Here is a 24,253-nt window from a genome sequence, read left to right on the forward strand (position 1 = left end):
CGTGGGGTGGCTTAGCTCCTACCCTAACGTACCTAGCGCTTAGACCATAAACCGTGCCCACCTTACAGAGGATCGAGGTCGATCACAACTTGACGCACCACACCCAGCAGGGTGTAACGATAACGGGAGAGATCCACGATGGGATAACGAGGATTGAGCGGTTTTAGATAGCGCCCACCACCCTCAAGTACCAGCTGTTTAAAGGTCGCTTCGGGTTCACCCTCGAGGTGCGCAATAACCAGATAGTTGTTTTGTGCCACGTAGGCAGGGTCCACCAAAATCGTGGAACCCTCTGGAACCTTGGGTTCCATGGAATCCCCACCCACCTTCAGGGCAAAAGCGTGGTTACCAAAGGGTTTGGTAACTTCCACCAGATCATAAACCTCGCCCATTTGCTGTGCCTGATAGCCAGACTGGCTCCAGTGGATCACATTCGACCAGTTGAGCATGGGCAGCCTACGTACAGCACCGCTGTTTTGTTCGTTGGCAAATTCACGCAGTGAACCGTGACCAATGGCTAACCACTCGGGTCGTACCCCTAAAACCTGGGCAAATTCCGCTGTATATCCGGATCGTCGGGTATGGCCCGCACAGACATGTTGTACCGTCTGGGGGCGAATGCCCACCCGCCGCGCCAACTCCGATTGGGACATACCAACATGGTCCAGCGCCATACGCAACCGCTCACCTAGGGTGTTAAATTCCCCCACTGTCTTACTTGGGTCTGCTAATGAAGAGTAGTCAGACTCCCCATGTAGATCTTTTTTCATCACGATATCCTCAAGGACGGATCATTCCAATGTATTCGTGGGAAGCATGCGGGAAAATCGCCACCTAAACCCTCGTGCCCTTAACTACATTATGATCCATGCATTATTACTAAGAGTGTCCCATGCGAAGTAAGTTTCCCCATTGGTAATTTGCTGAGTATCATACACAATTTAATTGTGATATGCAGCACACATACAAATGGCTGTATTTACAAAAGATTGGCTTGAAATGCCGTATTCACCCACCCCGCTTGCCCAAGACAGACAACCCTTGCTTCGAGGGTTCACTGGATCGTTGCTTTTATCTGAATATTCAATTGATTAATCAATATACACAACCGCATATCCAGAAGCCCGCTAGGGTAACACACTTTTATATCCATCCGGAAATATGAATTTTCTATAGGTGTAAGATTTTGCGGTAAATGTTGCTTTCAACTGTTTTTACCTGCACTTTTCAGCATTATGCTAGGGATGATCTTCACATTAACCAACAGGTGAGTAACTCATGCAAAAGATTGGATTCATAGGACTTGGTATTATGGGCTCTGCCATGGCCAACAGCTGCCACCATGCAGGATACCAATTATGTGTATATAACCGAGGGCATGCTCGACTAAAACCCTTTATTGATCGGTCGATCCCCACCGCAGCAACACCCCAAGCATTGGCCACCCAGAGCGATTATATGGTGATTATGGTCAGCGACCCAGCCGCCTTGCTCGAAGTGCTGCAAGGTCCCGTCGGTGTATGTTCGGCGGATTTAACCGGCAAGGTGGTGATTAACGCCAGTACCGTCTCGGTGGAAGCCAGTCAGCAGGCGGCCACTCTGGTGGAACAGGTAGGCGGCGCTTTTCTTGACGCGCCTGTTTCTGGCAGTAAAATACCGGCACAAACAGGTAAATTGGTCTTTCTGGCGGGCGGGCATCACGCTGTCATACAGCGCTGCGAGCCCCTGTTGTTAAGCATGGGCAGTGCCGTGATCCCGTGTGGCGCGGTGGGGGATGGCACCCGCATGAAACTGGCCATGAATCTGTTAATGTCCGGCATGGTGCAAGCCCTGGCCGAAAGCCTGCTGTTGGTGCGCAACAGTGGCCTAGAGGATCAACTGTTCATGGATGCCATTAAAAATAGTGTGCTGTTCGCCCCCATCCTAGGTATGAAGGGGCAGGCCTTTTTAAACCGCGATTTTGAGCCCCACTTTCCCCTCCATCTTCTCTATAAGGATCTTAATTTAATCCATGCGCAAGCCCTTGAGCACCATGTCGCCCTGCCTGCGGGGGATGCCATACGTCAAGGTTATGCCCAAGCCATGCAGCAGGGCCTGGGTGGTCTGGATATTGCTGCAATCTTACAGGTGCTGGAAAAAGGCATCGACACCCCATAAACCCAAACCCTTATGCCGCAGGTTTACATGATCTCCAGCCCCGCGACCCAACGGCTCAAACTGCTCCAGGATGCCCAAGAGCATCTGTTACGTGGCCGCTTGCCTACCGCGTGGAATATCCTGGATCGAGCACTAAGGAGCACACCGGGTGATGCCGCCATCCTATCTCTTATGGCGCAGATTCAACGGCAACGCGGAGATTTGCCACTGAGTGAAAAACTGGCGCGCATGGCCATCGCCGCCCACCCTGAGGATGGTCAAGGTCACCTCGCCTTGGGCCATACTCTTGCTAAACAGGGGCGCAGCAGCGAAGCGGAAAAATGTTGGCAACAGGCCGCCATCCTTGATCCCACCAATCCAGAACCCCATCTGAGTATGGCGCAACTGGCCGAGCAAGAAAAACGCTATATCGAGGCCGAAAGCGCCGCCGACCGCGCCTTAAGCCTGAAACCCGATCATCTTCAGGCCACCATGATCCGTGCCCGCTGTGATGCCATGCGCAACCAGCCAGACCAAGGGGCCAAGCGGCTGTTAAAACTCTCCACAGCCAGTATGTTGCCGGCTCAACGGGTGGACTATTATTTTGAGCTGGGGCACTTGCAACAGGATGCCCGACGTTATCAACAAGCCTTTGAAAGTTATAGCGAAGCAAACCGTCTGCAACACTTGACCGCCCAACCGAGCGAGAGCCCCCGTGCCGAGCAACTTATCCCCCAACTGGCGCAGTGGAGCGCAGCCTTACCGCCACCCAACCCCACGCCCATCGCAGCCCCAGGCAAACAGCCGGTTTTTATCATGGGCTATCCCCGCAGCGGCTTTACCCTGCTCAGCCAGATGTTGGCCGCCCACCCCCGATTGGTGGTTATGAGTGGCTATCGCCTGCCCAGCAGCCTGGTTGAGCGGCTGGCCCCCCATAGCTACCCCAGCGGTTTGGCCCAGTTGGACCCGCCTACGCTGGCGGCCATGCGTCAACTCTACTTCAAGCATGTTCAGCGCATTATCGGGGCGCTACCAGCCCCCGCTACTTTGGTGGATATGCACCCCTTGCATATTTTGGATCTGCCCATGATCCAGCGACTTTTCCCCCATGCCGCCATTATTCACCTCACCCGTCACCCCATGGATGCAGCGCTACAATGCTTTATCCGTCACACCCACGCCCATGATCCCGCAACCGTGATGGTGCGCTCCCTGCACGAGGCTGTCGCGCTTTATGTCGCCATGATGAATCTCTTAAACGCCTCGCTGCGCCTACAGCCTGCTACCCTGCACACCCTGCGCTATGAGTCCATCGTCGAAAACATGCCCATGGCGGTGCAGACCCTCTTAACCCGACTGAATATTCCCTGGGATGACGCCATCCACCGCTACCGGGGCGTGCCCATGCGGCGCTTGTTTAATGCCCAGGGCAGCCTGCCCGAAGCCCCCCCGCTACATAGCCGTCAAGTGGCATTATGGCCGGTTTTTCATAGTTATCTGCGCCCTTTCATACCCCTGCTCGACCCCTATGCCCACTATTTGGGTTTTACCAAACCCAGCACGGTGGCACCCCGCCGATAAAGCTATGCAACCCCATAATAAAAAAGGCCCAACCCCCGAAGGGGCTGGGCCTTTTTTATCTTAGCAGGCTCAAAACAAAGAGAGCTTACTTATTGTTGCTAAGGAACTCAATGATCGCAGCACGCTCATCGGCTTTATCCGCACCCTTGAGCTTGAAGGTCATCTTGGACTTGGCTTTGGCATCGCCCAACACCCGTTGCAAGAACTTGGTGGGATCTTGGAGATACTCGTCAATCAGAGCGGCGTCCCATACCACACCCTTAGCGCCAACGTCTGGCAGCACAGAGCTCTTGTTATATTTGAAATCAGCGTTGCTACCAGCAGCACTGCCTACGATACCAAACAGGTTGGGACCTTGCTTGCCTTTTTTGCCCGCTTCCCAGGTGTGACAAGCGCGGCACTTGTTCATAACTGCGTCATCGGCAGCGTGAGCAGAACCAGCGAAACCAACAACGGTCAACGCAGCGGCGAGGGCAATGTGGGAAAACTTCATGTCTAAGTTCCTCCAAAAACTACGGAAATGTAGAGTCAGATTGTTGAGCCTGAGTTGCGGATTCTAGCCCATTTGTTGCTTTGGGCCAACAAAAAAGGGGGCTTAGCCTGCTAACTGACGCCACATTTTCTGTTTTGGCAGCCACAATCCATCCATTTAAGCCATTATTCTACCACATCTATTTGTGGTATCCAGGCATGTTATAGAGAAGGGCATTTTTTTATTCAACACATCCTCTTTAACACCGCCTTATCTTATTTTATGTAAAGGCTAGAGCTGTTTTGTTGCCCAGCACGCTCCAAAAAAAAGACCACCTCGTTTTTTTTTCAAGGTGGTCTTTTTTGCACTACCCGTTAGGATTGGCCCTAACCCATCATGTGGGGGGTGGCATCCGCTTTGGGCCGGGGCTCACGTACAGGCTCGCCCGTGATCATAAAGTAGATATCTTCTACCACATCGGTAAGATGATCACCCAGACGCTCCATATCCCGCGCCATGAACAGCAGGTGGCTCGCCCCGATGACCTCTTGGCTGTGGGTTGACATATGCTGCAAGGTTTCACTAAACGCCGCATTGTTCAGCAAATCAATCTCTTCATCCCCACTCCATACCCGTAACGCTTTACCCACGTCCCGGTTGGTATAAGCAACCACGCTATCCTTAATCGCCTCCGCCAGACGCACGGCCATCTGTATGACGGGCTCAATGGTGCAGCTGAGGTTTTGGTTGCTTAGGGTGTGAATCCGCCGCGCGACATCTTTGGTATAATCCCCCATCCGCTCCAGATGGTGGGCCATGCGCATGGCGGCAACCGTGGCGCGTAAATCCACCGCGACCGGCTGGCGCAGCGCGATAAAACGCAGCGCCAAGCGCTCCACCTCGGTTAACATGGTGGTGAGCTTGGCATCCTCCACCACCACACCATCGGAGAACTCTGAACGCATACCACGCAGAGCCTCAATCACACTATCTAACTGCTGGCCTACTTGCGCCAACATACGCAGAATATGGTTTTCAATCTCGACCAAATCGCTGTCTACCACGCGAAAGGTGTGTTTTGCTAAAGGCGCATTCATCGGCTGGCCTCCTTGGCTTTTTCAAGGGAGGGATTCCTCACCTCCTCTAATGTGGCACTATGTGGCAAAATCATATTGGGTTTGATCTGCCTTCCCTTAACCAGATCCACAAAAGCCTTTAAGATACACGAATCATGGTCTTATATTGGCTTATCCAACCATTTCCGCAAGCTTCTGTTCCCTGAATAGACTTTATAATGTCACACAAATTTCACAATGTCGACAGAAAAATGTCACTTTGCTCCTGTAAGTCACTTTTCTATGCCAGCACGGCCAACTGTTGCACCGGTTGCATCGCGCCCTCTCTTTGATGTACGCCTTTACACCCCACACCACAAGAGCGCAGCCCGATGAGAGCTGCGCCCTTTGCAGTTGTGAGACACGTGACGGGGAGGCATCGACGTCCGCATCCCGCCCTGCCCCAAACCATCCTCCCTGATGGCTGGTCCCTTAGTGCCCAACGTAGAGCTGGGCAATGACATCCTGATACTGCTGTATGACAGCCGTACGTTTTACCTTTAATGTCGGTGTTAACAGTCCATTTTCAACCGTCCATGGCGCCACCGTGGCGGCCCGCATAATCTCCGCATAGCGGGGAAAACGATGCAACCGGTCGTTCATACGCGCCACCAATGCCATCTCATCCAAGGTCACACCCTGGGCGATTTCGCTATTAAGCACCACCAACGCCGCCAAATAGGGATAACCCTCCCCCACCACCAGCACTTGCGCAAACAGCGGATCCGCAAGAATTGCCCCTTCTACATCCCCAGGGGGGATTTTGCGGCCCGTGGCTGTCACCAAAATCTCCTTTAACCGCCCCACCACCTTAATGTGGCCCGCCGCATCCAGCTCCCCTTTATCCCCAGTGTGGTACCACCCCTCTTGATCAATCACTCGGCGGGTTGCCCTGGGATTGTGCCAATAACCGCTCATGACACTGGCCCCTTTTACACAGAGCTCCCCTTGCGCGTCGATGCGCACCTGTACACCCGGCAGGGGTTGTCCAACGCTGCTGGGCTCATTATCCCCAGGGGTGTTGACACTCACCACCGGGGCTGTTTCCGTCAAACCATAGCCCTGCACCAATGGCAAGCCCAGACCCAGGAAAAATCGCGAGATGTGGGGATCTAATGCAGCCCCCCCCGACACCGCTAGGCGCAGACGACCCCCCAATTTTTTGAGCAATTTATGGGCGACCAAGGGCTTAACGAGGGGCCATAATAAACCTTTAAGGTGCAACCCCCTACGCCCTTGCTGGTGTTCAAAATGGTCCCAACCACTCTCCACAGTGTGCTGAAACAGTCGCACCTTCCACTCTGGGGCATGCTGCAACTTGGCCTGTACCTCGCCGTGAATGCGCTCAAAAATGCGGGGCACCGAAATCAGTACGGTTGGCTGCATCACCGCCAGATCTTCAGAAAGGTAGGGAATACCCCGTGAAAAGGCCACCTCACAACCGGCCATCATGGGCAGATAACACCCCGCCGTGCGCTCCAACGCATGGGAGAGGGGTAGAAAAGAGAGAAACCGATCATCGGTATAGGCCCGTATCCGCGCCAGCGCCGCTGAGGCATTGGAGAGGAGATTACGGTGGCTCAACATCACCCCCTTGGGTGGACCGGTGGTGCCCGAGGTGTAGACCAAGGTCGCCAAACCGTGGGGATCGGTGGCCCCCGCCACTCGCAACCAAGTTTGCTTACCCTGGGGTAGCCAATCTCCAGCCGCCACACAATCCCCACAGCTTTCACTACAGTGGCCCTGTAATACAACCACGCGCTTAAGCTGCCTTAACTGAGCCAAGTGGGGCTTTAAGCTCTGCAATTGGCGCTCATCCTCCACCAGTAACAGTTTAACCCCGGCATCCTTGAGGATATAGACCATCGCTTCGGGCCGGTCGTGGGGATAGAGTGGCACCACCACCAAGCCCAAACTCATGGCCGCCACATCGAACAGCACCCACTCCATACGGTTGGGCATGCAGATGGCCACCCGACTGCCCTGCTTTAGCCGCTCATTTCTGAGCGCCGCTTGCCACTGCGCCGCCTGCCGGGCCGCTTGCTGCCAAGTATGCGGCTCCCAACGGGGGGCGCGATCCTCGGCAAACTGCCAATAGGCGATACCCTGGGGCGTCCGCTCACAGCGTATGCGGAACAGGTCCGGTAGGGTGGGTGTTTGCTGTAACGGTATCAGATCGGTGCCATGATGCATCCACATGACGCGCCTCCCTCTCTTGTAACCAACGCCTCAGGCTGGGCGCCATCCACCCACTATGGGGGGCAAAGCGGCTACCAAAGTGCGCCTCTAACTCCTTAAATAGAGCGATGATGGAGACCTCTCCGGTGCGGGCCGCATAAGCCATAGGCCCCCCACGGAAGGGCGCAAAGCCAGTGCCGAACACCATGCCTGCATCCACCAGATCCGCATCCGCCACCACCCCCTCTTGTAAAATGGCCGCAGCCTCATTAAGCATGGGCAATATCAGCCGGTAGGTAATATCCCGCTCCTCCATAAAGGCGCGTCCCCGACTGCCCGGCTTGGCCCGTCCCCGCCCATAGCGGTAAAAACCCGCACCGCTCTTGCGCCCCAATTGACCGGCACTGACCAGCTCCAACAACCGCTGCGGTACACCGCCACCCACACTACCCACCAGCTCCCGTGCCACCGCCTTGCAGACATCCAACCCCACCGCATCGGCCAGCGCCAACGGCCCCATGGGCATACCAAAGTCCATGGCCGCTTTATCAATGCGGCGCATATCCACCCCCTCATCCACCATGCGCACAGCCTCCATCAGATAGGGCATCAACACACGGTTGACCAAAAATCCCGGACGGCTCTTAACCGGTAGCGGCAAACGTTGGATCGCATGCACAAAGCGATAACCCATCTGTAACGCCTGCATGCTGGTCTGGGGACCCTCCACCACCTCCACCAGCGGCATACGTGCGACAGGATTAAAAAAGTGCAAACCCAAAAGCTGCTGGGGACGTTTTAAGCCCTGGGCCAAGGTCTGTAGTGGTATGGCCGAGGTGTTGGTGGCCAACAAGGCATGCTCGCGCATACGCGGCTCCAGCGCGGCGTAGAGCTGCTGCTTGGCCGTCACATCCTCAAAAATCGCCTCAATGACCAGATCCGCATGACACACCCCATCGCCCCGCTGGTCGGGCATCAAGCGATCCAACAAATCCCGCGTGGCCAGCCTATCCAAACGTTTTTTGCGGGCCAGTTGAGTGGCCTCTTGCAGCGCCCGCCCCAGCAGCTCGGTGGAGAGCCCTTGCAGCGACACCTGCATACCCTGCAAGGCACACCACACCGCAATGGCCCGCCCCATCACCCCATCCCCAACCACATGCACATGGCGGGGGATGGCACCATCAGCGGTTTTTGCCAAACCCTTCAGACGATCCTTAAGATGGAACAAACGCACCAACTGTTGGGTGGTGTGGCTGCCCATCAATGGTGCCACCGCCTGCTGTTCACCCAGCATCGCTTGCCCATGGTCCGCCATGTTCAAACGCCAATGCTTGAGCAGCGCGTGAGGGGCTGGATAGTGTTCCAAAGGCGCCTTTTTGTTCACTTGGCGGGTCATCACCGCCGCCGCCACCCAGCGCCATGTGGGCCGACTCAAGAGCCGATCCAGCAGGCTACGCCGTCGCGCCTTGGGGGGATGGCTGAGCATATCCCGAGCGGCTCGTACCATGAGCCGTTGCGGCGACAGTTCGTGTACCACACCCAACTGCAACGCCTGTTTGGGGTGGAGCAGCTGCCCATTGAGCATCATCTGCATGGCGGGCAGCTCACCAATGGCGCGGGTCAAGCGCCAGGTACCACCCCAAGCGGGAAAGATCCCCAACTGCACCTCGGGCAAGCCGATACGGGTGTTCCCATCCTGGCAGGCAATGCGATAGTCACAACTTAATGCCAATTCCAGCCCACCCCCCATACAGTGACCATGGATTAGGGCTAGGGTTGGATACGGGGTTTGTGCCAGACGATCCATCACCCGTTGGCCCGCCGCAATAAGCGCCTGAGCCTCATGCAGGTGCTGCATCTCTGCAAAACTCTGAATATCCGCCCCGGCAAAAAAACCCGCTGGTTTGGCCGACTGAATCACTAAGGCTGCCGGTGCCCATTTTTCCAGTTGCAGCAAAAGGGTGTTCAGCTCTTCCAACACCCCACGCGAGAGCAGATTGGCGCTGCGCTCCGGTTGATCCGCCGTGAGCCACACTACCCCTGCATCATCCCGTTCCCAATGCCAATAATATCCTACACAGCTCGGCGTTTTCATGACGGACCTCCCATGCCTTCCACCAGCATCGCGCCACCCTGCCCCCCACCGATACAGAGGGCGGCAATACCACGTTTCAGATGGCGCTGCCCCAAGGCGTGCAGCAGATGCAATACAATGCGGGCACCACTGGCCCCCACCGGATGGCCCAAACTCACCGCGCCACCGTCCACATTAAGACGGGCAGGATTCATATGCCCCAGAGCATGATCCACCCCCAACATCTGGGCACAATAGTCCCCATCGGCCAGTGCTTCACTACAGGCCATCACCTGGGCAGCAAAGGCTTCGTTGATCTCCCACAGATCAATGGCACTCATATCCCATTCCAGCTCTTGCAATAATGGCGCGATGGCGTGGGCTGGTCCCAACCCCATCTGCTCCGGTGCCAACCCCACCCACTGGGCCGGATAGAGCTTGCCCAACGGGGTAAGCTGGTAGTGTTCAACCATGGCCTCACTGGCCAACAGCAGCAGCGCAGCGCCATCGGTAATCTGGGCACTGTTGCCCGCTGTGATGCGGCCATGGGGCGGTTCAAAAGCCGGTTTAAGCTTGGCCAGCTTCTCCTCCTGGCTATCGGGCCGTATGCCATCATCCTGGGCGTAGATCTGCCCTTGCGCATCGTAGAGCGGCGTCACCTCGGCGGCCATGCGCCCCTCCTCCCACGCCGCCGCCGCCCGTTGATGACTGCGCACCGCATAGGCATCCATGCTCTCCCGCTCAATACCAAAGCGGTAGGCCAGATTCTCCGCCGTCTGCCCCATGGAGAGGCCGGTGGTGGGATCGGTCAACCCCTTCAATAGCGTGATAACCGGTGCCATAAAACCGGGACGCCACCCCAGCAGGGTACGCAACTTGGCCAACGGTGTACGACTGCGCACCAGTTGCCCCATCCAACGGCTATAACGGCTGTTAAACTGCAACGGCGCACGGGACATTGCCTCCACCCCACCGGCCAAAATCAACGCCGCCTCACCCCGGCCAATGCGCCGCACCGCCGTATCCAACGCCTGCATGCCCGAACCACAGTTGCGCTGCACCGTCCACGCTGGGGTGCGCACCGCACACCCCAGCCGTAAGGCTACCACCCGCGCAATATTCACCTCATCGGCCGCCGGGGAGACACAGCCCAAAATCACCTCATCCAAGGCATCCGCATGAAAGGGTTGCCGCATCAACAACGCACGCCCCGCCTGCACCCCTAAATCCGCCGCACTGAAAGGATTTGGCCCCCCTGTGGTTTTGAGAAAAGGGGTACGCATCCCATCAATCACATAGACCGGTTGCATCTTGTTTTGCTCGGTGGGTTTCATGCTGCCACCTCCTCTCCCAACCAACAGACCGCTGGAAACTCATCCACCCGCACCACCCGCATACGGCGCTCTAGGGTATCATCCAACTGTTTGGCCTCCAGTTCCGAGATCACCCCCTCCTGCACGGCGCTTTGCAGATACCCTTCCGGTACATGCATGCCGTTGCTGAGGATGGGATCCCAACGTCGGGACTTCATCCACTGGATCAAGCGTTTCTCAGCTTCGTCACTGCGTTCGGTGGCGATAAAGGCCGCCTCTAACTCAGCCATGGAATCCCCTTCATCCCCGCCACCCAGATAGATCCCCGCCGTCAGCCGCTCACGCGCCGGACCGCTCTGCTGCATCAGGATTGCCACCCGGTGTAAATGGTGTTGGGGCAAACGGCGTTGGGCTAAACCGGTGGGGAACACCACCAGACGCATGAGCAGCGCCACCACAGGATCGGGGAAGTTACGCACCACCTCCACCAGCGCTTGACGCACCTGCAATAGGCTATCCTCTAGGGCGGCCTCCATGATGGGGCGATCCTGGGGCGGGGAACCATCCTTGCTGTAGCGATGCAGAATCGCACTGGCCATGTAAAGATGGCTCAAAGCATCCCCCAACAGCGCCGACAGTGATTCACGCCGTTTGAGAGACCCCCCCAACCGCGCCAGGGCGAGGTCCGACATAAAAGCAAAGGCGGCACTCCAATGGCTAATGCGTTGGTAACACTTGCGTTCGGTAGCGCACACCCCTTGTGGGGCTGCGGCACCAGCGTTCCCCAACAGCCCATAAACCAGAGCCCGCAGACCATTCATCATGGTGTAACCCACATGCGCCCATAATAGCCGGTCAAAGGCAATGACTCGCTCTGCCACCGGCTGTTGCCCCGTGACCGCTTCCATCTCTTGCAACAGGTAGGGGTGGGCACGAATGGCCCCTTGTCCAAAGATCATCATGGTACGGGTCAGGATATTGGCCCCCTCCACGGTGATGCCGATGGGAATAGCCTGATAGGCGTGCGCCAGTAAATTATGGGGACCCCGACAGATGGCGGTACCCCCCCATATATCCATGGCATCATTGATGGTCTGGCGCATCCCTTCGGTTAGGTGATACTTAACAATACCCGCCGCCACACTGGGGCGCTCACCTTGGTCTAGTATGGTTACGGTCAGAGTGCGGGCAGACTCCATACGATAGGCGTTCAGACCAATCCGGCCCAGCGCCTCTTGTACCCCTTCAAACCGGCCTATGGCGAGCCCAAACTGTTTGCGCACCCGGCTATAGTTGCCACTGCTACGCGCCGCCAGCTTGGCCGCACCCACACTGAGCGCAGGCAATGAGATACCCCGCCCTTCAGAGAGGCACGCCATCAACATTCGCCAACCCTGGCCAATGCCCTGCTCGCCGCCAATTAAATAGCTCATGGGGATAAAAACTTGGTGACCACGGGTCGGACCGGTGAGGAAAGGAACCCCCAGGGGGTCATGCCGGGTGCCAATGGAGACACCGGCGGTTTGGGTGGGAATTAATGCCAGAGTTATCCCCAGATCCCGTATATTGCCCATTATGTTATCTGGATCATAGAGCCGAAAAGCCAGCCCCAATAGGGTGGCCACCGGTGCTAGGGTGATGTAGCGTTTATCCCAATTGAGGCGGATACCCACCACCGTCTCACCCCGGAAGTTACCCCGACATACCACACCGGTATCTGGAATCGCCCCCGCATCGCTACCGGCCCGTGGGCTGGTAAGGGCAAAACAGGGGATCTCGCGCCCATTGGCCAAACGGGGTAGATAGTAACGCTGCTGTTCAGGGGTACCATAGCGCATCAGCAGTTCCGCCGGTCCCAATGAGTTGGGCACCATCACCGTTACCGCTGCGGTAACACTGCGGCTGGCAATCTTGGTGATCACCGCCGAATGACCCCGCGCCGAGAAGCCCAATCCCCCATATTCTCGGGGGATAATCATGCCAAAAAAGCCCTCTTGTTTAAGCATCTCCCAGAGGTCGGCGGGCAGGTCGTGCTCCTCTTGCTTAATACGCCACTCATCCAAACGGGCGCAGAGCCGCTGGACTGGACCCTCCAGAAAGGCTTGCTCCTCCTTACTCAAGGTGTCTGCGGGCAGATTTTGCAACTTGGACCAATCGGGCCGCCCAGAAAAGAGCTCCCGCTCCCACCAAACGGTGCCGCTCTCCAGCGCCTCGCGCTCGGTCTGGGAAAGGGGCGGCATGGCACCTTGCATCAACGCCATGATGGGTCCCGACAGCAAACGACGTCTTAACATCGGTAGGCTGATCACCAGAAATAGCGTGAGCAGCGGTATTACCACAAGCCATAGCCACATGTTCATGATTGCCTCCCATGCTCGGTTGCTATGGGGTCCGGCTTCTCTGGCGCGGTCATGGTCAAACAGAGCTGCTGCGGCCTCATGCCCCAACCGGTGGTTTTGTTTAAAACAAACCACCGTGCCCCTATTTGACGCTCTGCTTCTCCTTACCGCCACGCTGACCCTGCACCGAATCCCGTAGCTGATGTTGGGTGCGGTGTAGCCAGTGCAGAACACGGCTCCAACCGCCCTCATCGTTGTCATCCCAATGCAGCGCCAACCATGGTGGGCGCTCCATATAGGGCAGGTGTAAGAGGGTCTCTTGCCACCAACTACGCATCTGCCCCTCGGCCCAGTGTGCAGGCCGCCAAGCCTGCTCCTGGGTTAAAATTTCCGTACCCGGCGGATAACACTCACGGGCTCCATTACAGATCCACCCTTCCGTATCCCACGGCAGAGTGCGGTAGCCATCGGCCTCACCCAACAGGGGATATTTAACCACCCAAAAATAGGGAGAATGGTCAAAATCCCGGGGCATGGTCAAACGTGTGTTACGCCGAAACAGTTTAAGATTACCCTGCGCATCCCGCTTGATGATCGGCAGAATGGGATAGTCCACCGAACCAAAGGCATCGGCCAACATGGTGGAACAAACGGTAGTAGCAACCTCCCCCGCATTGTGCACAAACAGGGATGAGTGCCAACGCCGGGGTATAATGCTGTAAGGCAATAAAAATCGGCCTAGATCAAGAACTTGCCTTATATCATAATCAAACCCTAAACGGGCAATCGCGTACAACACCACACGATCCCGATCTCGATCACTCAAACCATGGGGGCGACAGATGCGTAAATGGTCATCCCGGTAGGCTTGCAAGGGTGTCACCACCGTACCTTTACCCAACAGCGCCTCAATCAGCAGTGGCTCGTCTAGCTCGCCTTCATAGTGCGCGGCCACTTGACGACGCAAAGCGGCATCCCTTATATCATTTAATCGCCCGACAAATAGGGCCGCATGGGACCATGTGCTTTGGGTAATGGTCTTGATAACCTCTGCAATGCGGCTACGTCCCTCGACCAATATGACATCACCCGGTATCAACTCGGTGCGTATACGCTGAAAATTGCAGACCGGCAAACCCTCGGGTGCACGTTCCTCCATCAAATAGTCGATCAGACGCCGCATCCACCTTTGATAGATGGTCATGACGGCTAGCCTCCCCTAAAGCTCCCCCGCACCCATGAAACAGGCAGGAGAAACCACAACACCGCAGCAGAGCCAAGCGTTCAAACGTCCTGTTAAGCAGGCTCTATTGTCTATTCATTGTTTTAATGTCGGACATTATCATTTGCTAATAAGTTCCCTTTGGGCCGCCATTATCATAACCTTATGTAACCCTGTTCCCCCTTTTAAGAGTGTGTGATATGCCCGATTAAATGGGTCTAATGACCCACTTAATCGTTGTATCAATATTTTTATCCTTTTGAATATATACATATTTTAAAGTGGTACAATGGTTGCGCAAGGGTAACGGTTCAGACAACCCCGTACAACCCAAGGAGCCTCTTTGCATGAAAGCGCGTTCTCATCTGGCTATGCTCTCCGCCCTTCTCGCCCTTCCCATCACCTCGGTACAGGCCCAGCAGAGCACCACCCTGGCCCCATTGACCGTGGAAGATACCCTGTTGGAGGAGGATGGCGCGGTTATTCTCTATATGGATAACCGCAACAAGGGTCCGGTAGCCGATGGCGGCGAGTTATTAAAAACCATTCCGGGCGTTTCAGCAGCCCGTAAGGGGGGGCATGGTTTGGATCCCTCCATTCGGGGACAAAACCAGACCCGTTTGAACATTGTGCTGGATGGTGCCTTTGTGCATGGGGGCTGTCCCAACCGTATGGATCCGCCCTCGGCCTATGGAGCTTCGGAGAGCTATAATTCTGTTACCGTGCTCAAAGGGGCGCAGAGTGTCGAGTATGGCGCGGGGGGCAGTGGGGGCGTGGTGCTGTTTAATCGCCAAACCGAAACCTTTGATGCCGACGAGCGCTATCGGGGCAAAGCAGGGGTAGGTTATCGGGGTAATATTAACGCCCTAGAGAGCTATCTGGATATGGCCAGCGGCACCCCCAGTGCTTTTATTCGCTTTATTGGTAACTATAGTGATGGTAACGACTATAAAGATGGCGATAACAATGTGGTACGCAGCTCTTACACCGAAAGTACCGGTAATCTGCTGCTGGGTTGGACCCCCGATGCCGAAAACCGTGTAGAGCTTTCCCACGAAGCCAGCTATTCCAGTGATATGCTCTATGCCGGGGCCGGTATGGACGCCCCCTATACCCGTAATAATGTGACCCGCTTCAAGTTTGCCCGTGGCCTGCACGACGGGGTGATGCAAAAGTTGGAGGGGCAGATCTCCTACTCGCAAGTCGCGCATTTAATGGATAACTACAGCCTGCGCACCGCACCCGCTGCGGCCATGTATATGCAAGCTCCCTCAACCTCTGACACCTTAACGGGCAAACTGAGCCTACAGTTTAACCATGCGGGCATGGATTGGAAGGTTGGGGTGGACCATCAAGGCAACCAGCGGGATGCCGTACGTTACCGGGGCACCGTTGGAGCGGTGACAAATCTGCAATCCTATCTCTGGCCCGATGTGACCACCCTCACCACGGGGCTGTTTGCGCAGCTCGACCGCCCCCTAGGGGAAACCAACCGCCTCAAGGCTGGGCTACGCTACGATTATGTGCGTGCCGATGCAGGCAAAACCCATGCTACCCCCAACGATGCCATGGGGGCGTTGGCCAAGTTGAGTGGGCATGACCTCTACACCACTTATTATGGGGGGTCAACAGACGCCAGTACAGAGCACAATATGGGTGGTTTTTTACGCTATGAGCAGGGCTATTGGGGAAACCAAGGCAACTTTTATGTGGCGCTCAGCCGGACGGTGCGCACCGCCGATGCCACCGAGCGTTATATGGCAGCCAACCATAATACCAGCGCAGACAGTCGCTGGGTGGGGAACCCCTTTATCAAACCGGAAAAACACCACCAGTTGGATGTGGGTACCCGTATTCAATGGCAAGCGCTCAAGAGTGATGTCACTCTTTTTTATAACCGGGTTGACGACTATATATTGCAAGACCACCAGCATAGCGCCGGGGCCGATGGCAATGCCACCGTCTACCACAACGTGGAAGCAACCCTGCTGGGCGGTGAAGCGGCCTTTACCTACAACTTTGATCCCCATTGGGTGGGGGGCATGAGCTTGGCTTATGTTTATGGTCACAATGAGACCAGCAACCAGGTTTTGGCCCAGATTGCCCCCTTTGAGGCCGGCTTTACCCTGGATTATCGGGCAGACAGGTGGGATTTTGGCGGCAAATTAAGGGTCGTGACCAAGCAGACCCGCGCCGATACCGACAGCACCACGGCTACCGGTCTGGATACGGACCAAACCCCCGGTTTTTCCACGCTGGATCTCTACAGTGCCTACCGGCCCATGCCCAACCTGACCCTCAAAATGGGTGTGAACAATCTGTTTGATAAGCGTTATGCCGAACACCTTAATGCAAGCAACAGCTTTGATGCCACACAGTTGCAGGTGAACGAGCCGGGCCGCACCCTATGGTTTACCCTGGGTACTGAGTTTTAATCCTTGGTTTGGCTGCGCAAACTGGGTGCCCTATTGGGAGCTGGCTTGCTGCATGCGGGTGTGTGGTGGGGGTTGGCGATGCCAACCCCAGCGGTTCAGCCCAGGCCAGCGCCAGAGAGCTTTCAACTGGTGCTGCTGGATCTGCCCACTCAACCAGCACCTGCACAGCCCGCCACCGTAGCGCCCCAAGTGGGGCCTGAGCCCCCAGCCGAACCGCTGCCTCCGGTGGCTGAAACCGTAGAATCCCAGGTGGTGCCTGAACCTCTCCCGGAACCGCCGCCACCGGTCGCCGAAACCACAGAACCCCAGGTGGTGCCTGAGCCTCTCCCGGAACCACCGCCACCGGTCGCCGAAACCACAGAACCCCAGGTGGTGCCTGAGCCTCTCCCGGAACCACCGCCACCGGTCACCGAAACCATAGAACCCCAGGTGGTGCCTGAGCCTCTTGCACCATCTGCGCCCCCACAGCGTGTGCCTGAATCCGTGCTCCCTGCCACCCCCCGGGCACACGCTCAGGCACCACCCCTGCCCAGGGTGGTGCCGCCCCCTCTACCTAAACCCCGTGCTCGGCCTGTGGTGTTACCGGTGACAGCGGCACAGCCCATGTTGGTCGCACCGCTCCCTTCATCCGGGGCCATGGCCAAGCCTGTGACGGAGAGGCCCAGCAAGGCAGCCCCCCCAACAGCGCCTCGGCCGGCGGCGGTTATGTTTCCCTATATTCCCCCGCAATATGGAGACAATCCCCTACCCGCCTACCCGCCCAGGGCGCGTCATGGGCGTCTACAGGGCTCGGTTTTGCTTGAAATTCAGGTATCCAAAACGGGGCTTGTGATAGGGGTGACAATCCTGCAAAGTTCGGGGCATCTGATTTTGGACCGAACGGCCCGCCAAGCGGTCAAGCGGTGGTCTTTTAAACCCGCCTTACGGCACGGTTTAGCGGTGGCTGCCACGGTGCAGGTACCTATTCATTTTCGTCTGAACAGAGGAGCTAAACCCCATGCATGAACTCTGGTTTGGGTGGTGGCAAGATGCTGACGGCGTGGTCCGTACGGTTTTTATGCTGCTCCTGTTGGTATCGTTGCTGAGCTGGAGCATCATTCTTTATAAGGCGGTGCAACTGAGCACGTTAGTGCATCGCATGCGCACCTGTTATTTGGTCTGCCAGCAGGGCAAGATGGATGCTTCCCACCCGGATTTGGCCCTGTACCAGCCGTTGCTGGATTTTTACCAGCGCAACCCGAGCGCCCAACACAGCGATCAAGAGCGGTTATTGGGGCAGCTACTCAAAACACGGCGTTTACATTTGGAGAATGGATTATCCTTTTTAGCCAGTGTTTCGGCGGCCGCCCCCTTTATAGGATTACTTGGCACGGTTTGGGGCATCATGCATGCGTTACAGGGGCTGGGATCGGAGAATAGTGCCTCGTTGGCGTTGGTGGCAGGACCGGTGGCGGAGGCGTTGGTGGCCACGGCCTTGGGTCTGTTTGCTGCCATACCGGCGTTGCTGGGTTATAACCTGCTGGTCCGTTTGCTCAAGCGCTTGATGGGTTATGTGGAAGGAATTGGCATCTATGTCATGTTGAGCATGCGGCAGGGGCTACGGCCATGATGGGTTTACCGGATGATGAGGATGGCATGTTGCATGAGATCAATGTCACGCCGTTGGTAGATGTGATGTTGGTACTCTTGGTGATCTTTATTATAGCGGCGCCGTTGATGGCGCGGGCGCTACAGCTCAAACTGCCGCAGGTGGCGGCCCCTAGCTTTCAAGCCAGTCAGGTTTTGGAGTGGGTGGTGTTGGAAAATGGGCAGTGGCAGTTGGATGGCACGCCCCTTACAGTGGAGCAGATGGAGGCCCGGTTACAGGCGTCCATGGCGGTTCAACCTGAGTGTGTGGTTCGTCTTTCGGTGGCGGCGCAGACCCCCTATGACCATGTTGCGGCGGCCATTGCGCTGGCAAAGGCCAAGGGTGTTACCCGCTTGGCCTTTGCCACGCAGCCGTTGGATGGACGGCATTAACCCTGTTTAGGGTTTGATATAGCCCAAAATCCGCTGTACCAACCGGGCGGCCAGGAATTCGGAGGCTTGTTGGTTGGGGATGGGGGCCAGTTCGGTGATATCAAAGCCGATGATTTCGCATTGGGCGGTGATACGGTCGATGATTTCGCCCACCATATACCAATCCAGTCCACCGGGTTCTGGGGTACCGGTACCGGGCACCACAGAGGGGTCGAAGCCATCTAGGTCGATGGTTAGGAACACTTTGGGTTTGAGTAGTGCGCCCATGCGGTCGAGCCATTGGGTATTATTTTGGCGGTGCCAGCGCACGATATCTCGGGCCCAGAAGATTCGCTCATTGAGGCCGTTATAGCGCACATGGCGGATCTCTTCGCGGCTGATGGAGCGGATGCCCAATTGCACGGCGTTGAGGCCCATATCCCATACACGGCGCATGATGCAGGCGTGGGAGTGGGGGGTATCGTGGTAGCTATTGCGCAGGTCGGCGTGGGCGTCGATTTGCACCACGGTAAAGTCGTTGCCGTGGATGGTTTGGTAGGCCTTGATGACCCCTTCGGTGACGGAGTGTTCGCCCCCTAGGCCCACCACCATACGGCCTGCTTGCAGGTGAGGTAGTGTGGTTGCGTAGATACGTTGTACCACCTGTTCGGGGTTTAGGTTTTCCAATGAGGGGGGTTGCAGGGTATGGGTAGGCAGTTCTGGCAGGATTTCGCGTCCGTGCAGTTCGTCCCAGACTTCCAGTTGTTTTGAGGCTTCTAGGATGGCGCGGGGGCCTTGGGAGGTACCGGTGCCGTAGCTTACGGTTCCTTCGTAGGGCAGGGGTAGAATAACCACGCGGGCTTCTTCCAGGGTTGCTGGGGGGGTTTCGCCGAAGGATGGATAGGGTATATTGGGCATATTAGTGATCCATGACGAGAGAGATTCAGAGTATCATCCCAGGTTAGGTTTTTACCGGGCATATATAGAGGCGTTGGGATGATGGGTGTTGTTTTTGGGTTTGGCTGTGCGTCTTTTGCTGTTTTTTTCCGGCTTTCCGCACCTAACGTTATGGCTTCTATTCTTAAAAAAAGGTTAGAGGGGGGGCTGGGGGGAGAAGTTCTCTGTCTCCCCCCAGGGTTTGGCTTTTAATTTTTTGACTTTTTTGCTTTTAGGCTCGCCCTTCGCTAGGGGAGCTAAGCGGCGTTTTTTTGCCGCTTAGCGACCAGCGAGCCACCCTTTTAATTCCCTCTGGGGGGTCCCTTGAGGCTTTTTTCAAGGGATCTCCCAGAGGGAATGCCAAATGCCCCAGCGGGGGTTAGGTCTGGGCTGTAGCAGGAGTGCGTGGTGTGTTTTCCCCCTGCGCCCGTGTGCCCAACGTGTTTTCCCCCTGCGCCCGTGTGCCCAACGTGTTTTCCCCCTGCGCCCGTGTGCCCAACGTGTTTTCCCCCTGCGCCCGTGTGCCCAACCGCCCGCCACGCTGGCGCGTGACATCGCTACCCTAAGCCCCGTACCGCACCCCTACAAAACCCGTGCTCGCTTAAAAAAAATCCCTGCACCCTTGCTCCATCGGTACGGGGCTTTACAAAAGATCAAAAGATTTAAAAGTCAAAAGATCTCAGGGCTTCGCCCCGAACCCCACTGGGCTCCGCCCAGACCCGGCAGGGCGCCGCCCTGCACCCGCTGGGTGGGCAAGCAGAGCTTCCCCCCAGACCCCCCAATCCCTTTTAATAATGGAACTCCCTGGGCATAATGGCATTCAAGATCACTCAGACATACCCCCTACCGAAAGGATTGCACCAACGAACCCACCACCAACACCCAACCATCCACCAACACAAATAAGATCAACTTGATCGGCATCGAAATCACCAACGGCGGTAACATCATCATACCCATCGACATAACCACACTCGCAACCACCATATCCACAATCAAAAAAGGTAAATAAACCATAAACCCTATCTGAAACGCCGTCTTTAACTCCGATACCATAAAAGCCGGTATCACCAACCGTAAAGGCGCCTCATCACGCTTCTCAACCTGCTCCATACCCGCCAAACGCATAAATAACCCCAAATCACTCTCTCGCGTCTGCCGTAACATAAAATCCTTCACCGGTATCACCGCATTATCCCACGCCTGCTCACCCCCTATCTGCTTGTTCAAATAAGGGTTCAATGCCGTGTCCCACACCTTGTCCATCACCGGACCCATCACAAACATCGTCACAAATAACGCCAACGCAATCAAAACCTGGTTCGGCGGCTGACCCTGTAACCCCATCGCCTGCCGCACAAATGACATCACCACAATCACCCGTGTAAACGATGTCACCATCACCAATATGCCCGGCGCTAACGAAAATAACGTCATAAACGCTAATATCTGTAGCGCAATACTCACCTGCTCCGGATCCGCATCCCCAGGATTACCTCCACCCTGTAACGATAACCCAGGTAAATTAACCTCAACCGCTAACGCATCGCCAACCAACAGCACCATGAACGCCATCGTGACCAATCCAAAGCCCGCTAACGGCCATATCCACCGACGTCCCTTCATCACTTGCCCACTCCATTCACCGCGTTAACCTCTTCCTCATCCAACTCCGCCAATAAGGAAACCCCCTCCTTACTCACACCCACCAACCACGCCCGCTTGTGAATGCGTATCACCCGAACCCCCACACCCTGCCCCAAATTACGCCCCGTCAATAACTCAATTCCCGTATTGGAACCCATGTGATTGTGCAACCTGCGTCCATACCGATTCACCAACGCCGCCACCACAATAAGTACCAATAAAAAACCAACAATGCGTAAACTCTGACCCACTAAATCCAACTCATCCGGCGTCGCCAAACCCACCGACGTAACCGCCTCCGCCGCCCCCACCAAACCCGGCAGAAACCCCAGATAAACCATGATAAAAAATCCCACAACCTTAACCATCGTCTCTCATCACCGTCCGTGAAAAAATCCTAAATGAACAGTGTAACGTCACCCCATAGGCAAACGCCATGGACCGCGAATAGAAAAAAACGCTTTTCTACCCCAACCCATCCATGACCTACCGTCAACACACAAGCAACGACACCCCCGCAGAGATCATACACCCCATAAAAAAACGGCCCCCAATCGCTCAAGGGCCGTCTTTTCCACTCTATCCACCGGCTGACAATGCTAACGCAGATTCTCCAACCGCTCCTTCAACGAAACAATGTCGGTAATACGTATACCCAACTTGTCCTTAATCATCACCACCTCACCATACGCCAGCAGACGATCATTCACGTAGATCTCCAACGGATCATCTGCCTCCTTCTCCAACTCGACCAAAGAACCCTTGTTCAAACGCAACAGATCCTTGATCTGATAACTCACACTCCCCAACCGCACCGATACCTCAAGCGGAACATCCATAAGGAGTTCCAAGTTCTTGGGCAAATCACCATCCGTGCTTACATCAAATGGGTTCTCCGCATGATCCATTTCATCCCTCAATTCACGGGCAAGATCACTCATACCATCGTCATCGCCCATGGCATCGGCTTCTTCTTCCAGGGCATCCAATTCGTCTTCAAAGCTACTATCCATCGCGTCCACTCCTGTGTATCACCGCGCCCGGTTATACGTCACTTTTGCGGCTGAACCGTCCGTGTAATCCGAATCGCCCGCTTACCATCCACAACCCCAGCATGACACATAAACTTGTCCATGCCACCAATCTGAACAGCCATCTCCTCGGACATATCGGTGCCCAGTATAAACTCATCACCCACTTTAAGATTTAACATCTGCTCCACCGACATCTCCACCGTACCCATCACCGGTGTCATGTCCACCCGCACCAAACTCAGCTCATTCTTAAGCGCATCCATCCAGGCCGAGGCACCCTCCACCTCCTCCTTCTGCTGGAAACCCTGCTTGAGCTGCTGCTTGAAGAGCTCCAAAATAACCGCCGGAAAACAGATGGTAATGTTACCCTCCGCATCCCCTACCTCGACCGAAAAGGTAATCAAAAATACCGTCTCGTCCAGGGGCATCACCGCCGCAAACTGCGGCTGATTCTCCCACCGCGCCAATACCAAACGGAAAGAGGGATCCAATTTTTTCCACGACAGCTCAATCTGCTCCCGCGCCACATCCATGATGCGGTCAATCACCTTCATCTCAAAAGGTGAAAAATTGCGGAATGGCCGCTCACTGTCACCAGGACCCCCAAAAAAACCTTCCAATACCGTGTACATCACATCCCCATCAATGGAGATCAATGCCATGGATTGCGAAGGCTCAACCCGCAAAATATTGATAAAGATCGGCGGCTCGACCGTATGCAGAAAACGACCAAATACCTGGTTGGTCGTGGTCTTGGGCTGCACATGCACCTCGCGCCCGACCTTTTGCGTCAGCTTAAACGATAACTGCGACGCCAAATGCTCGTTAATCAGATCCAGACCCGGTAATGCACCCACACGAATGGCCGTCTTCTGGCCAAAGGTAAAAGGCGTGGTCTTTTTTTCATCCTTGGAGGCAGATGGCATATCCTCATCGATCTCATCCAGATCAATGGTGCCCTCCTCCAACCCCATCATTAGGGCATCAATTTCATCAGTGGATAGAATTTGAGACATCGGTTTGTCCCCACTCGGCCCGGATCATTCGCGTTTCATAAGAGGCTCACCACCCCATCAGAAATACCTGCCCACCACCCGCCGCAGCATGGTCGAGCATCAGCGCGGTGTTTACTGAATCACAAAAGCGGTAAAGTAGACGCGCTTCACATTGCCGTTAACCAATACCGCATTGATGCGTGACAAAATCTCCTCACGCAAACGGAACTTACCCTCAGAATCCATAAGCTCTTTGGCACTCTTGGAACCCAACAGCGACAAAATTACGTCACGAATCTGCGGTTGACGACGCTCTACCTCAGGACGCAACTCCTCGGTATCCAACTCCAGCTCAATGGTCGCCTTAAGATAACGGTTACCACGGCCCTCATTGAGATTGACCAGAAAATCCTCCAGTGGGAAAACATCCCCCACCATGGCCCGAATATCCTCCGGCTTTTTCGTCTCCGTAGGCTCAGCCTGCTTCTGCTCCTCTACCGATTTGGACGCCAGCATGTCGCCAAGGAAATAGCCACCTCCGACGCCGATTAACAGAGCGACAACCGGGATGATGATCTTCATCAGACCACCGCCACCACCGCCTTCTTGTTCTTGAGTGCCTTCTTCAGCCATCTCTCTACCCTTCTTCCTGCGCGTCACAGTTCCATTGGCACGGCCCGTATTTCGGGACTCAACTTCAACCGTATGCGATTTCCACGCCAACTGGCAACACCAGAATAGATTCCAGTGTTGCCGGTTAACCCCTATTCACCCCTCA

General features: G+C 55.7%; 20 protein-coding genes. 6 read left to right on the forward strand and 14 right to left on the reverse strand.

The window, feature by feature from the left end; translation table 11 throughout:
- Positions 1-62 precede the first annotated feature (62 nt).
- On the reverse strand, positions 63-770 hold the full coding sequence (locus MMC1_RS18210; protein ID WP_011715091.1) for a LexA family protein: 708 nt from the start codon (positions 768-770) through the stop codon (positions 63-65).
- A gap of 508 nt (positions 771-1,278) precedes the next feature.
- On the opposite strand from MMC1_RS18210, the gene MMC1_RS18215 reads away from it, so the two are divergent.
- Both MMC1_RS18215 and MMC1_RS18220 read left to right on the forward strand, forming a co-directional pair.
- Positions 1,279-2,157 (forward strand): NAD(P)-dependent oxidoreductase, encoded by an 879-nt coding sequence (locus MMC1_RS18215; protein WP_011715092.1) that lies wholly within the window; start codon positions 1,279-1,281, stop codon positions 2,155-2,157.
- Between the two features lie 27 nt (positions 2,158-2,184).
- Positions 2,185-3,717 carry a tetratricopeptide repeat-containing sulfotransferase family protein gene (locus MMC1_RS18220; protein WP_011715093.1) on the forward strand — a complete coding sequence of 511 codons (1,533 nt, stop codon included), beginning with the start codon at positions 2,185-2,187 and terminating at the stop codon, positions 3,715-3,717.
- A gap of 85 nt (positions 3,718-3,802) precedes the next feature.
- Here the strand turns inward: MMC1_RS18220 and MMC1_RS18225 are convergent, their stop codons facing one another.
- The 7 genes from MMC1_RS18225 to MMC1_RS18255 form a co-directional block, all read right to left on the reverse strand.
- Positions 3,803-4,210 (reverse strand): c-type cytochrome, encoded by a 408-nt coding sequence (locus tag MMC1_RS18225; RefSeq protein ID WP_011715094.1) that lies wholly within the window; start codon positions 4,208-4,210, stop codon positions 3,803-3,805.
- A 365-nt stretch (positions 4,211-4,575) separates the two neighbouring features.
- Positions 4,576-5,286, reverse strand: coding sequence for a phosphate signaling complex protein PhoU (phoU, locus tag MMC1_RS18230; protein WP_011715095.1), 711 nt, complete (start codon positions 5,284-5,286; stop codon positions 4,576-4,578).
- 450 nt (positions 5,287-5,736) lie between these two features.
- A complete protein-coding gene (locus MMC1_RS18235) occupies positions 5,737-7,503 on the reverse strand; it encodes an AMP-dependent synthetase/ligase (protein ID WP_049757751.1) in 1,767 nt (588 codons plus the stop codon).
- A complete protein-coding gene (locus tag MMC1_RS18240) occupies positions 7,424-9,577 on the reverse strand; it encodes a 3-hydroxyacyl-CoA dehydrogenase NAD-binding domain-containing protein (RefSeq protein WP_011715097.1) in 2,154 nt (717 codons plus the stop codon). The genes MMC1_RS18235 and MMC1_RS18240 overlap by 80 nt, the downstream gene beginning before the upstream one ends.
- Positions 9,574-10,890: an acetyl-CoA C-acetyltransferase gene (locus MMC1_RS18245; protein ID WP_011715098.1), complete on the reverse strand. Its 1,317-nt coding sequence runs from the start codon at positions 10,888-10,890 to the stop codon at positions 9,574-9,576. Before MMC1_RS18245 ends, MMC1_RS18240 begins: the two co-directional genes overlap by 4 nt.
- Complete coding sequence (locus MMC1_RS18250) at positions 10,887-13,229, reverse strand: acyl-CoA dehydrogenase (RefSeq protein ID WP_143711464.1); 2,343 nt, start codon at positions 13,227-13,229, stop codon at positions 10,887-10,889. Before MMC1_RS18250 ends, MMC1_RS18245 begins: the two co-directional genes overlap by 4 nt.
- A gap of 121 nt (positions 13,230-13,350) precedes the next feature.
- Positions 13,351-14,412 (reverse strand): YiiX/YebB-like N1pC/P60 family cysteine hydrolase, encoded by a 1,062-nt coding sequence (locus MMC1_RS18255; RefSeq protein WP_011715100.1) that lies wholly within the window; start codon positions 14,410-14,412, stop codon positions 13,351-13,353.
- A gap of 365 nt (positions 14,413-14,777) precedes the next feature.
- On the opposite strand from MMC1_RS18255, the gene MMC1_RS18260 reads away from it, so the two are divergent.
- The 4 genes from MMC1_RS18260 to MMC1_RS18280 all read left to right on the forward strand — a co-directional run bounded on the left by MMC1_RS18260 (position 14,778) and on the right by MMC1_RS18280 (position 18,884).
- Positions 14,778-16,865: a TonB-dependent copper receptor gene (locus MMC1_RS18260; RefSeq protein WP_011715101.1), complete on the forward strand. Its 2,088-nt coding sequence runs from the start codon at positions 14,778-14,780 to the stop codon at positions 16,863-16,865.
- A gap of 78 nt (positions 16,866-16,943) precedes the next feature.
- Complete coding sequence (locus MMC1_RS22435) at positions 16,944-17,870, forward strand: energy transducer TonB (RefSeq protein WP_011715102.1); 927 nt, start codon at positions 16,944-16,946, stop codon at positions 17,868-17,870.
- Entirely contained in the window at positions 17,863-18,474 is a 612-nt protein-coding gene (locus tag MMC1_RS18275) for a MotA/TolQ/ExbB proton channel family protein (protein WP_011715103.1), read from the forward strand. The genes MMC1_RS22435 and MMC1_RS18275 overlap by 8 nt, the downstream gene beginning before the upstream one ends.
- Entirely contained in the window at positions 18,471-18,884 is a 414-nt protein-coding gene (locus MMC1_RS18280) for an ExbD/TolR family protein (protein WP_011715104.1), read from the forward strand. The genes MMC1_RS18275 and MMC1_RS18280 overlap by 4 nt, the downstream gene beginning before the upstream one ends.
- 6 nt (positions 18,885-18,890) lie before the next feature.
- On the opposite strand, the gene speB is transcribed toward MMC1_RS18280, so the two are convergent.
- The 6 genes from speB to MMC1_RS18310 form a co-directional block, all read right to left on the reverse strand.
- Complete coding sequence (gene speB, locus MMC1_RS18285) at positions 18,891-19,781, reverse strand: agmatinase (RefSeq protein ID WP_011715105.1); 891 nt, start codon at positions 19,779-19,781, stop codon at positions 18,891-18,893.
- Positions 19,782-20,642: 861 nt separating this feature from the next.
- Positions 20,643-21,425 (reverse strand): flagellar type III secretion system pore protein FliP, encoded by a 783-nt coding sequence (gene fliP, locus MMC1_RS18290; RefSeq protein WP_011715106.1) that lies wholly within the window; start codon positions 21,423-21,425, stop codon positions 20,643-20,645.
- On the reverse strand, positions 21,425-21,787 hold the full coding sequence (locus tag MMC1_RS18295) for a flagellar biosynthetic protein FliO (RefSeq protein WP_160162736.1): 363 nt from the start codon (positions 21,785-21,787) through the stop codon (positions 21,425-21,427). Before MMC1_RS18295 ends, fliP begins: the two co-directional genes overlap by 1 nt.
- Before the next feature lie 258 nt (positions 21,788-22,045).
- Positions 22,046-22,459, reverse strand: a complete 414-nt coding sequence (gene fliN, locus MMC1_RS18300; RefSeq protein ID WP_011715108.1) for a flagellar motor switch protein FliN — start codon at positions 22,457-22,459, stop codon at positions 22,046-22,048.
- Positions 22,460-22,497: 38 nt separating this feature from the next.
- A complete protein-coding gene (gene fliM / locus MMC1_RS18305) occupies positions 22,498-23,496 on the reverse strand; it encodes a flagellar motor switch protein FliM (protein ID WP_011715109.1) in 999 nt (332 codons plus the stop codon).
- 111 nt (positions 23,497-23,607) lie between these two features.
- Positions 23,608-24,108 (reverse strand): flagellar basal body-associated FliL family protein, encoded by a 501-nt coding sequence (locus tag MMC1_RS18310; RefSeq protein WP_011715110.1) that lies wholly within the window; start codon positions 24,106-24,108, stop codon positions 23,608-23,610.
- Between the last annotated feature and the right edge of the window lie 145 nt (positions 24,109-24,253).

The sequence above is a fragment of the Magnetococcus marinus MC-1 genome, from assembly GCF_000014865.1.
Lineage (GTDB): Bacteria > Pseudomonadota > Magnetococcia > Magnetococcales > Magnetococcaceae > Magnetococcus > Magnetococcus marinus.